Annotated in this window: 10 protein-coding genes and 1 pseudogene; 4 read left to right on the top strand and 7 right to left on the bottom strand. The window is 48.1% G+C overall.

Going from position 1 to position 11,851, the window contains the following annotated elements:
- Both WBV27_RS03915 and WBV27_RS03910 read right to left on the bottom strand, forming a co-directional pair.
- Positions 1–404: Tex-like N-terminal domain-containing protein (locus tag WBV27_RS03915; RefSeq protein WP_424199597.1), on the bottom strand; the 404-nt coding region annotated here is incomplete at its 3' end.
- A 21-nt stretch (positions 405–425) separates the two neighbouring features.
- Positions 426–1,164, bottom strand: a pseudogene (locus tag WBV27_RS03910) (metallophosphoesterase family protein).
- 338 nt (positions 1,165–1,502) lie between these two features.
- On the opposite strand from WBV27_RS03910, the gene WBV27_RS03905 reads away from it, so the two are divergent.
- Both WBV27_RS03905 and WBV27_RS03900 read left to right on the top strand, forming a co-directional pair.
- Positions 1,503–2,966 (top strand): NCS2 family permease, encoded by a 1,464-nt coding sequence (locus WBV27_RS03905; RefSeq protein ID WP_424199595.1) that lies wholly within the window; start codon positions 1,503–1,505, stop codon positions 2,964–2,966.
- Between the two features lie 256 nt (positions 2,967–3,222).
- Positions 3,223–5,955 (top strand): cation-translocating P-type ATPase, encoded by a 2,733-nt coding sequence (locus WBV27_RS03900; protein WP_424199593.1) that lies wholly within the window; start codon positions 3,223–3,225, stop codon positions 5,953–5,955.
- A 352-nt stretch (positions 5,956–6,307) separates the two neighbouring features.
- Here WBV27_RS03900 and gorA read toward each other — a convergent pair whose 3' ends face one another.
- From gorA to WBV27_RS03880, 4 genes are all read right to left on the bottom strand, one after another.
- A complete protein-coding gene (gene gorA, locus WBV27_RS03895) occupies positions 6,308–7,657 on the bottom strand; it encodes a glutathione-disulfide reductase (RefSeq protein WP_424199591.1) in 1,350 nt (449 codons plus the stop codon).
- Positions 7,658–7,691: 34 nt separating this feature from the next.
- A complete protein-coding gene (locus WBV27_RS03890; protein ID WP_424199589.1) occupies positions 7,692–8,264 on the bottom strand; it encodes a dihydrolipoamide dehydrogenase in 573 nt (190 codons plus the stop codon).
- 75 nt (positions 8,265–8,339) lie between these two features.
- A complete protein-coding gene (locus WBV27_RS03885) occupies positions 8,340–8,903 on the bottom strand; it encodes a chromate transporter (protein WP_424199587.1) in 564 nt (187 codons plus the stop codon).
- Positions 8,900–9,478, bottom strand: coding sequence for a chromate transporter (locus tag WBV27_RS03880; protein WP_424199585.1), 579 nt, complete (start codon positions 9,476–9,478; stop codon positions 8,900–8,902). Before WBV27_RS03880 ends, WBV27_RS03885 begins: the two co-directional genes overlap by 4 nt.
- A gap of 273 nt (positions 9,479–9,751) precedes the next feature.
- Between WBV27_RS03880 and WBV27_RS03875 the strand changes: the two genes are divergently transcribed.
- Both WBV27_RS03875 and WBV27_RS03870 read left to right on the top strand, forming a co-directional pair.
- Positions 9,752–10,339, top strand: a complete 588-nt coding sequence (locus tag WBV27_RS03875) for a DedA family protein (RefSeq protein WP_424199583.1) — start codon at positions 9,752–9,754, stop codon at positions 10,337–10,339.
- A 156-nt stretch (positions 10,340–10,495) separates the two neighbouring features.
- A complete protein-coding gene (locus WBV27_RS03870; RefSeq protein WP_424199581.1) occupies positions 10,496–10,825 on the top strand; it encodes an iron-sulfur cluster biosynthesis family protein in 330 nt (109 codons plus the stop codon).
- A 249-nt stretch (positions 10,826–11,074) separates the two neighbouring features.
- Here the strand turns inward: WBV27_RS03870 and WBV27_RS03865 are convergent.
- Positions 11,075–11,851 (bottom strand): aminotransferase class V-fold PLP-dependent enzyme (locus WBV27_RS03865; protein WP_424199579.1); only part of this gene is annotated, 777 nt, incomplete at its 5' end.

Here is an 11,851-nt window from a genome sequence, read left to right as displayed (position 1 = left end):
AACAGCCACTCTGCAAATGGAGCCAGGCCTTTTTCGCGGGCGATGGCGGCTTTCGTGCGGCGTTTTTGTTTGTAGGGACGGTACAGGTCTTCCACTCGCTGCATCTTTTCGGCGCGTTCGATATCCGCTTTGAGCTTCGGCGTCAGTTTGCCTTGTTCCTCGATGATGCGGATGACTTCTTCCTTGCGCTTGTGCAGGTTCGTAGCGTACTGGTGGCGCTCTTCGATTTGGCGGATTTCGACCTCATCGAGCGAACCCGTCGCTTCCTTCCGGTAGCGCGCGATGAACGGGACGGTATTGCCCTCTTCCAATAGTTGCAGTACTTTTTCGATCTGTGCGGGTCTGAACTGGTTCAGCTCGGCTTTCACCAAGCCCAAAACGATTTGTTGTGCTGTTTCTGTCATTTTATTCAATACTCCTGCCTTTCAAAATAAAGCTGCCGTTTCGGCAACTTCATCATTTCTGTATGATATGGTCCTCTTTCAGACCGTTTTTGTCAAACACGACGCCGTGCAGCGATCCGCCGTAGACGGCTCCGCCATCGATGCCGATTTTGTCGTCCGAAATCCAGAGATCCGAACGGTCGTTGTCGCCGTGCAGGTAAAAGGTAGGGGTATGCCCGAATACGATCGTTTTGCCGGTGCGGTTCTTCTTTTTGTGGAACGGTTCGCGGATCCAGAGGAAGTCCTCCTCGGTGCTGTCGTGCCAATCCTTTTTGCCCAGATCGACGCCGGCATGGACGAAAACGTACTGTTCCCATTCATAGTACAATGGCAGCTCGGTCAAAAAAGCGATCAGATCCTTGTAGTAGTGTTTCATCATCATCGCGATTTCGCTTGGCGAATACTCCTCGTTGATGTGCTCATGCAGGAAACTTTCCAAGGAACCCAACCCGCCGTTCAGGAAATAATTGCCGGCGTATTCCTCCGGCTTTGCGATGAAATTCAGTAAGATGCCCTCATGATTGCCCTTCAGATAGATGGCACCTTGTTTTTCCACAAGCTCCTTCGCCAGCAGAAAACAAGCTTTCGAATTTTCGCCGCGGTCCCCCAAATCACCGATAAAAATCAACTGTTGCTTCTCGCGGTCCCACTTTTCCAATAATTTCTTCAGTAAGGTGATCTCTCCATGGACATCACCCACCACAAACACTTCGTCTTTCACGCTCTTCACCTTCTAACTTTCAGACTGTTTCGCTTCTTCTCATTTTAGCATATCACCCACTTTCCTGCTCAGGCAGATTTACAATAAAAAGGACCTAATTTCCTGAAATGCTAACGTTAAGATGTAAGGACAGCGTTTTTGATGCGCTTTCATTACCGTTTTAAGCAAATCACGAACATTAAAGTGATAAATTGATTAAATCATTCACTTATTTATTGCAAGCTTTTGCGTGATTGGTTATAATAGTCGAGTGGTAAGCAAGGAAAGCATCTGAAATCATTTATTGTTACTGTTTCCTGTCGCTGCCGAAAAAAATTCAGATGGGAGATCTTTTCAAAATGGAAAATTTCTTTAAACTCAAAGAACACGGAACAACAGTTTCCAAAGAAGTCGTTGCAGGGATCACAACTTTCTTCGCAATGTCTTATATCATCTTCGTCAATCCGGCAATCCTTTCTTTATCAGGGATGCCTAGCCAAGCAGTCTTCTTGGCAACAATCATTTCCGCTGCAGTCAGCACTTTGGTGATGGGCCTTTTCGCCAACGTACCTTATGCTTTGGCACCGGGTATGGGCCTTAACGCCTTCTTCACTTTCACTGTCGTCTTCTCACTTGGATTCACTTGGCAAGAAGCTTTGGCCATGGTATTCATCTGTGGGATGGTCAACGTTATGATCACAGTAACCAAAATCAGAAAAATGATCATCAAATCGATCCCTGAAGGCCTACAGCACGCAATCAGCGGCGGTATCGGCATCTTCATCGCTTATATCGGGATCAAAAACGCTGGCTTTTTGGAATTCACTTCCGATGCCAGCTCAATCACAGCGATCAATGGCGCTCCTTACGACGCAACAGCAGAAACGTTCGCTGGCGGTGTAGGAACAGTCATGACTGGCGGCGGAATCGTCCCTTCTTTGGTTGACTTCACGCAAATGCCTGCTTTATTGGCTTTGATCGGTTTGGTCCTTACAGCTGTATTGATGGTCAAAAATGTACGTGGTGCCATCCTGATCGGTATCGTTGCTACGACTTTGTTGGGTATCCCGTTGGGTGTTGTTGATATTTCAACAGCTAGCCTGCAAGCAAACTCGCTTTCAACTGCTGTTTCAGAATTAGGCATTACATTCGGTGCTGCATTCGGTTCAGAAGGTCTTTTGTCTCTTTTCTCTGATGCTTCCCAGTTGCCTTTAGTATTGATGACTATTTTCGCATTCAGCCTTTCCGACACTTTCGACACGATCGGTACGTTCATCGGAACTGGCCGTCGTACTGGTATCTTCTCTGAAGAAGATGAAAAAGCGCTTGAAGAAGGATCCGGATTCAGCTCGAAAATGGATAAAGCTTTGTTCGCCGATTCAGTCGGTACGGTCATCGGTTCGATCTTCGGTACTTCGAATACTACTACTTACGTTGAAAGTGCTGCTGGTATCGGTGCTGGCGGTCGTACTGGTTTGACTGCGGTTGTTGTTGCCGGTATGTTCATCATCAGCGCGTTCTTCGCACCACTGATCGGTGTCGTTCCTGCTGCTGCAACAGCTCCTGCTTTGATCCTCGTCGGCATTTTGATGATGGGCTCGTTCACTGAGATCGATTGGCATGATCTGGAAGAAGCAATCCCTGCTTTCTTCGCTTCCATCTTCATGGGTTTTGCCTACAGCATTTCTTATGGTATCGCAGCCGGTTTCGCCTTCTTCTGTATCGTGAAGGTCGTAAAAGGAAAAGCGTACGAAATCCACCCGATCGTGTGGTTCTCTACGGCATTATTCCTGGCTAACTTCATCATCCTGGCATTGATTTAATGCTATTGGACACATTTCCGAATGATGCGGAAATGTGTCCATTTTTTTAAATGTTTTCGTTTTCGGTAATAAATTGTTGCGATTACATGATTTTGTCGATATAATAAGTCCGAGTGTTAAACTGAATATCTCCATAGGGGAGTAACTAGCAGTACAAGGCTGTGGTAACGTCAACAATAAGTAGAGTAATCCTATCTGCTGGTGTTACCTTAAATAGTGAGACTTATGCATACAGTGTTGTCTGAAAGACAATTTTATGCATAGGTCTCTTTTCATTTTAACACTACTACATTCAGGTCAAGAGAGGGGAAATACTGTGTCAAAAGAACAACTGAATAAAGCGTTCTTCGCGCAAACGGAAGAGGAAGTCTTAACAGAACTTAATTCGACCAGAGGTGGACTTACTAACGAGGAAGCCGCGAAGAGATTGGCTGAGTATGGCGAGAACGTACTAGAAGCAGGTGAAAAACGCACCACTTTACAAAAATTCTTGGATCAATTCAAGGATTTCATGATTCTCGTTCTATTGGCTGCAGCTATCATATCTGGTACTATCGGTCATGAAATCGCTGATGCCATCATCATCTTAGCTGTTGTTATCATCAACGCATTCCTAGGTGTCTTCCAAGAAAACAAGGCCGAAGAAGCGATCGAAGCTTTGAAAAAAATGGCTTCACCACTCGCTAACGTAAAACGTGGCGGAGAAGTCATCCAAGTCAAATCCGAATTACTTGTGCCTGGTGACATCATCGTTTTGGAAGCCGGAGATGTTGTTCCTGCAGATATCCGCCTTTACGATGTAAATTCACTTAAAGTCGAAGAAGCTGCCTTGACTGGTGAGTCTGTACCGGTCGAAAAAGACTTGCGCGACGTTGAAACTGATGCTGCTTTGGGTGACCGCAAGAACATGGCGTTCTCAAGCACAAACGTAACTTATGGCCGCGCAGAAGGTGTCGTCGTCCTCACAGGGATGAACACTGAAGTCGGACATATCGCGAACATGCTTCAAAACGCAGAAGAAAAGAAAACGCCATTACAGATCAACCAAGATCAAATGGGTAAATCTTTGACTATTCTGATTTTGGTCATCGCTGTATTGATGTTCATCATCGGCTTCGGTTTCAATGGCCGTCCTTGGTTGGATATGTTGATGGTTTCCATTTCCGTAGCCGTAGCCGCTATTCCTGAAGGTTTGCCTGCCATCACGACAATCATCTTGGCGTTGGGTACGCAAAAAATGGCGAGCAGAAACGCGCTTGTCCGTAAATTGCCTGCTGTTGAAACATTGGGTGGTACTGAAGTTATCTGTTCCGATAAAACCGGTACATTGACTCAAAACAAAATGACGATCGAAAAAGTTTACTACGATGGCCAAGTCCACAATGCCGATGAAAACATCGACTTGGAATTGCCTGTCATGAAGATCATGAACTTGGCTAATGATACAAAAATCGCCCACGACAAATCATTGATCGGTGACCCTACTGAAACAGCAATGGTTCAATATGGTTTGGAAAAAGGTTTCGACCTTTCCGCTAAATTGGTTGACATGCCGCGTGTTGCTGAAGTTCCTTTTGAATCAGACCGTAAATTGATGTCAACGATCCACCCTGAAGGCAACCAATTCATGATCGCTACAAAAGGTGCTCCTGATGAATTGTTGAAACGTTGCACGCACATCATCAAAGCTGGCGTCATTTCACCAATCACTGATGCTGACAGAAACGCAATCCTGGACACAAACCATAGCTTAGCTATCCAAGCATTGCGCGTATTGGCGATGGCATTCAAAAACGTCGCTGCTGTACCAGCAAAAATGACGACTGAAGCAGTCGAAACCGACTTGGTCTTTGCCGGTCTGATCGGTATGATCGACCCTGAGCGTCCGGAAGCAAAACAAGCGATCGCTCAAGCCCAAAAAGCGGGTATCCGCACTGTTATGATCACAGGTGACCACAGAGACACTGCATCTGCTATCGCAACTCGTTTAGGTATTTTGGATGAGAACTCTTCTGCTAAAGCAGTCATCACTGGTGCTGAATTGAATGACATCTCTGATGATGATTTCTTGCGCACGGTTCAAAACTACTCTGTATACGCACGTGTTTCTCCTGAGCATAAAGTACGTATCGTTAAAGCTTGGCAAGACCAAGGTAAAGTTGTTGCCATGACTGGTGACGGCGTAAACGATGCACCATCATTGAAACAAGCTGACATCGGTATCGGTATGGGTATCACAGGTACGGAAGTATCTAAAGGCGCTTCCGATATGGTATTGGCAGATGACAACTTCGCTACAATCGTTCACGCGGTTGAAGAAGGACGTAAAGTTTTCGCAAACATCCAAAAAGCGGTCCAATACTTGCTTTCCGCTAACTTGGGTGAAGTATTGACATTGTTCATCGCAACTATTTTGGGATGGCAGATCCTTGAACCAATCCACTTGCTGTGGATCAACTTGGTTACGGACGTATTCCCTGCTATCGCATTAGGTTTGGAAGAAGCTGAAAAAGATGTCATGGAACAAGCCCCTCGTGGCCGTTCTTCCAACTTCTTCTCAAACGGCGTATTCACCAGCATGATCTACCAAGGTATCTACGAAGGTGGGATCACCTTGTTCGTCTTCTGGTTGGCAACTGGCTACTATGGCTTTGAACTGCACATCGGTGAAGCAATGGCCTTCTTGACATTAGGATTCATCCAATTGTCGCATGCCTTCAACTGTAAGTCAGTCTTCAAATCATTGTTCTCAGTCAACCCATTCGGGAACAAAATGTTCAACTACGCAATCCTACTTTCCTTAGCATTGATGTTGTTGGTAGCATTCACACCTGGATTGAACACAATCTTCGGAATCTACGACATGACTGGCCAACAATGGATGATCGTTGCCGCAGCTGCATTGTCAGTTATCCCGTTCGTTGAGATTATGAAAGCAATCTTACGTGCTGTCGGATACGACAAAAAAGTAAACCAAATCAAAGCATAATCTAGATTAATTTCGGCTCCCCGCTCGCGGGGAGCTTTTTTTATGGTGTTGCGCACTGATATTGCTTGTGTCGGGTGTTTTGCGGTTTTCGGTGGGCGATCTGTCGACAGATCGGCTTTCTCTCGGCTCTTCGTGGTACCGTCCTGGGCGTTCGCCCGACAGATCAGCGTTCTGTCGGCTGTTTTGCGGTTTTCGGTGAGCATTCAGCCGAGAGATTGGCGCGCTCTCGGCTCTTCGGTAATATACGCTACAATCGGAAAAATAAAAGAGAGGCAGTATCCCGGATAACAAATCGTTATCCAGGATACTGCCTCTTAGTACTCGATTTCTAGAGCAGGATTCATCAGGCTCTCTATCGCATAGTCACAAACTCTTCCGATCCTGTCGGGTGGATGGCTACGGTGTTGTCGAAGTCGGCTTTGGTGGCGCCCATTTTGATGGCTACCGCGAAGCCTTGGATCATTTCATCGACGCCATAGCCGATGCCGTGGAGTCCGACGACTTTTTCATTTTCCCCTGCGCAGACCAGCTTCATCTTCACAAGCTGACGATGGGCTGTAACGGCCGTGTACATCGATGCAAAGGTGGACTTGTATACTTTCACCTGATCCGCACCAAACTTCACTACAGCGTCTTTTTCGCTCAATCCGATGCTTCCGATTGGCGGGTGGCTGAAGATCACGGTCGGGATGTTGTCGTAGTCCAGTTTTTCGTTCGGTTTGTTGTTGAACAACCTTTCAGAAAGTCTGCGGCCGGCTGCAATCGCAACCGGCGTCAGCATGTTCTTGCCGGTTACGTCCCCGACTGCATAGATGCCGTCAACGGAGCTGTTCTCGTACTCGTCGACGATGATGAACTTTTTGTCGCTGACTTTCACATCCGTTGCTTCGATGTTCAAACCGTCTATGTTGGCGGTCCGTCCGATCGCCCAGATGATCTTGTCGAAGACTTCCGATCTGCCGTCCTCGAGATGTAGCGTCAAAGTGCCGTCCTCGTTCTTTTCGACAGCTTTTGAGACAGCATGCGTGTGCAGCGTCGGTCCATCATTTTCGATTTCCTGCATCAGGCCTTCGATGATGATGTCATCGTATTTGCGCAACGGCGAATCGTAGCGGACATAAAGATGCGTATCCACGCCCAGATTGTGCAGCACGCCGGCCAATTCGATGGCAATGTAACCCGCACCGACGACAGCGACTTTTTCCGGTAATTCAGTCCATTCGAAGAACGTATCTGATACGTCGCCGAGTTTTGCACCAGGAATCCGTGGACGGATCGGTTTTGCACCGGTCGCGATCAGAATGTGCTTGGAGCGGATCAGCTCCCCGTTCACTTCAACGGTATGGTTGTCGACGAATTTGGCGAAGCCTTCGATCACATCGACATTGCGGCGTTCGAATCCGGCTTGATAGGAGTTGCGGGAGCGCTCGACATAGGCATCCCGGTTCTTCAATAAGGTAGGGAAGTCGATTTTGTGCGCGCCTGTATCGAATCCATAATCCGGTCCGTATTTGTGGATCGCCTCGGATATTTGGGACGCATACCACATGATTTTTTTCGGTACGCAACCGATGTTCACGCAGGTTCCCCCTAATAATTTCCCTTCAATAACAGCTGTTTTGGCACCATATTCTGACGCACGGTTCATCGTCGCGATGCCGCCGCTGCCTCCTCCGATGGCGATAAAATCATATTCCCTCATCCATTTTCCTCCATTACTATCTATGTATTCTCGTTTATTTTTTTCTTTCTTTCAACCAGACACAACCGATTGTCTGCGATGCCGGCAAAATGGCCTGGTAGCGGCCGTGGTTATCGTAAGCTTTGAAGTAAAGCTTGCCGTCTTCGTTGTAGCCGTAAGCATAGACGACTACCCAATGGTTCTTGTACTTGCTGTTGAACAGCCGCGTTGTCCCGACTATGACAGGAACCGGATCAGGCCGATCTAACAAGTCCGGAACGATTTTTTCCGTGATGAGACCCGATTTTACGGTCCAATCCGGAATATCCGCCAGCAAGACTTTCAGGCCGTGCTGCACATCCCAGAAGAAGGTCCCTTTGTAGGGCAGAAATTCATCCACGACCGTCAATAAGCCCGCCAACAACGTATCTTTATCAAGGGAATGCTTGTATTTCTGCAGAACCGCATCATGCACCAGCACGGCGCTGCAATAAGTGCCGCAGATTCCCGGGCTACCGCTGTTGATCCAGCTGCGGTACTTCGCGAAGCGTGATGGCTTCAGACCATGCCACTTTTTCGGCAAATTCTTTTTGGACTGAAGCTCTCTATCTGTATGATTTGACGTCATGACAAGTTCCTTTCTAAGATGAAGCTACATGAAACTAAACGAAGCAAATGTGCTATCTTTTCATTATACACCCTGTCAGCTGAATAAATGGAAGAGGATGCTCACGGCCCCTGAGATCAGGATCAGCCAAATCGAATCGATTTTTGTGGTCCGGAGCGCGTACAGTGCCGCCAAGAAGATGGCCACCGCCAGGAAATTGATTGTGATTCCGCCGATTGCTGTTCCGCCGGATTGGAATAAAGCAGCCACGAAGAGCGCCAAACCTGCTGCGGCAATCAAAGCCACGACTGCCGGCCGGAGACCGCCGAGGATTCCCTGCATGATTTTGATGTCGCGGTACTTATAGTAGGCCCACGCCAGAATCAGCGAAAAGATGATTGAAGGTGTGACCGTACCAAGCGTCGCGATGATTGCTCCCGCAAAACCGCCCACCTTGGTGCCCACGAAAGTCGCCGAATTGATGGCGATCGGGCCTGGGGTGATCTGCGAAATCGTGATGATGTCCGTATATTCCTGCATCGACAGCCAGCCTTGGTTCACGACGATTTCATTCCGGATCAGCGGCAGGGATGCGTATCCCCCGCCGATCGTGAATAGCCCGATTTGGAAGAAGGACCAGAATAATTGCAAATAAATCATTTGATCGCCCCTTTCTTCTCTTGGTAGCTCAGATTGATGAAACCGATTAGTCCTGCCAAGAAAATGATCAGGACAACGTGGACATCAAAAAAGTAAGAAGCTATGAATGCTGCAAGCAACAACAAGGTATTGATGATGTCCCGTTGTTTGACGACGCCGCTGACCATGCCGATGACGACGTTGACGATGACTGCCGCCACGCCGGCCTGCATCCCGATCATCAAGGCGTCCACGATCGGATTCTCTCGGAAGTTCATGTAAAAATAGGAAATGAGCGTGATGATGGCAAGCGGCGGTGTGACCGTACCGAAGACAGTCACCAACGCCCCCAACAATCCCGCCATCCGATAACCGACCAGAATGGACGTGTTGACGGCGATCGCACCCGGAGCGGACTGCCCCAAAGCGACCAGATCCAGCATCTCGTCCGCCTCGATCCATTTGAGCTCCTCTACGAATTTCTTTTGCATCAGCGGCACAATGACATATCCGCCGCCGAATGTGAATGCGCTCAGTACAAACGTCGATTTGAAAAGCATCCAATACAATTTGCCTGACTTTTCTTCATTAGCCAAAACTTCTCCCCCATCTCTTCATCATTTTTAACCCATTTACCTTTGATTCTACCAAAGTTGCCTATTTATGTAAAAAGAACGATTCGACTCATGCGCGATGCAACTGGTCGCGGACTAGGTTCTGTCGACTTCCTTCTGATAGGATTTTCTTAAGAATGTTCAAAATAAATTGAAAATGCCGGTGCTTCGTGTATAGTTAGATTAGAACATTGGAATAATATAGAACTACTTTTTGAGGAGTGAATCACTATCGAAGCTTGGATTCAAAGCATTATGGAGCAATTTGGCTACTTCGGTGTAGCATTTTTGATTATGATCGAAAATCTTTTTCCGCCGATCCCTTCTGAAGTCATTTTGACTTTTGGCGGTTTTATGACAACCACTACCGAGCTCAATATCCCCTTGATGATCGTCGCTGCCACTATCGGTGCAGTAGTCGGGGCTGCGATTCTTTACGGTCTCGGTACCCTTTTGGATGTCGAAAGACTGGACAAAATCGTCGACAAATACGGCAACATCCTGCGCATCACGCATGCTGATATCCACAAAGCGGATTCGTGGTTCGATCGTTACGGCTTCTGGACTGTTTTCTTCTGCCGCTTTGTGCCATTGATCAGGAGCTTGATCTCTTTACCAGCCGGAATGGCGAACATGAACTTCGGCCTTTTCCTTCTGTTCACGACTGTCGGTACAGTCATTTGGAACACCGTCCTGATCTACTTGGGCGCGGCGGTCGGCTCGCAATGGGAAATGATTGTGCATTATATGGACATCTATTCCAACATCGCCTATGTCATTCTTGGCATCATCGGGATTGCCGTCATCATTTGGTATATCCGTAAACGAAAACAGCCTGTTTGAGCAGACTGATAAGCTTGGCCATCCTCCATCCGGAAGATGGCTTTTCTTGTTTTTATGCGGATTTGTCGTATACTAATAGTAAGAAAACATAACCGGATAGGCAGTTTCCCCGAACAGTCGCTTGCGGTTAATATACAGAAAGAAAGGGATCAAAATATGAAATTCACTTTTACGGATTCCGCCATCGCGGAAATCCAAAAGCACTACGACCTCAAGGACATCAGCCTGTTCTATGCGGTCGGCGAGGATTGCGGATGCCCAAGCACCGGTATCTTCATGCTGAAGGTCAATGATGCCGGAATGGCGGAATACGATGCCGTGATTGAAACGAACATCGGACCTGTTCCTGCTCAAAAATGGGCGCTGGTTTTTCTCGACAGCGACAATGTTGTTGACTTCAACGCCAGCAAGCGTGCTTTCCAACTGAAAAGCGAGCGCGGGTTCCTGAACATGAACCTATTGCTGGAACAAACTATCGCACAATAAGCAGCACAATCCAGCAAACAGCCTCCGACGGTCCATACAACATGGATCGTCGGAGGCTGTTCTTTTTATGAAAACCAATCAGTATTTCACCTTGATCACCCTAGCGGCGCGCACTTCATCCAGTCGTTTGACAGATGTATGATGCGGGGCTTGTGTGACGGTTTCCGGCGTTTCGGTGGATTCGCGCGCGATCGCGATCAGCGCGTCCGCGAAATCATCGAGCGTTTCCTTGCTTTCGGTTTCCGTCGGTTAGATCATCAGCGCTTCCTCGACAATCAACGGGAAATAGACGGTCGGAGCGTAGTAGCCGTAATCCAACAAGCGTTTGGCCATATCCAGTGTCCGCACGCCGCCTTTCTTCTGGCGGTTGCCGGAAAGGACGAATTCGTGCTTGCAGATGACCGGGTACGGCGTGTCGAAATCGTTCTCGAGCAGTTTGCGCAGGTAATTGGCATGCAGCACGGCGCTCTCGGAAACTTTGCGCAAGCCGACCGGTCCCATTGTGCGGATGTAGGTGTAGGCCCGGACAAGGACGCCGAAGTTGCCGTAATAGCCTTTTACAGGACCGATCGAAGCGGGATGATCGCTGTTCAGCACATAGCCTTCTTCCGTCTTCTCCACTCTCGGGATCGGCAGGAACTCCTTGAGATGTGCTTTTACGCCTACCGGACCGGCACCAGGTCCGCCGCCGCCATGCGGCGTGCTGAAAGTCTTGTGCAGGTTCAGGTGGACGATATCGAAGCCCATCGTGCCCGGCGTCGTTTTGCTGAGGATGGCGTTCAGGTTAGCTCCATCGTAATAAAGCAGTCCCCCGGATCCGTGGATGATTTCGGCGATTTGGACGATGTCGCGTTCGAACAGCCCAAGGGTATTCGGATTCGTCAGCATCAATGCGGCAGTCTGGTCATCGACTGCATTGCGCAATGCCTCAAGATCGACCAAACCTTCAGCGGTAGATGGGATGCTTACCACATCGAACCCCGCGATATGGGCACTGGATGGATTGGTTCCATGGGCACTATCCGG

Source organism: Trichococcus sp. (assembly GCF_049589555.1).
In the GTDB taxonomy this organism is placed as follows: Bacteria; Bacillota; Bacilli; order Lactobacillales; family Aerococcaceae; genus Trichococcus.
This window is presented reverse-complemented; position numbering and strand designations above follow the sequence as displayed.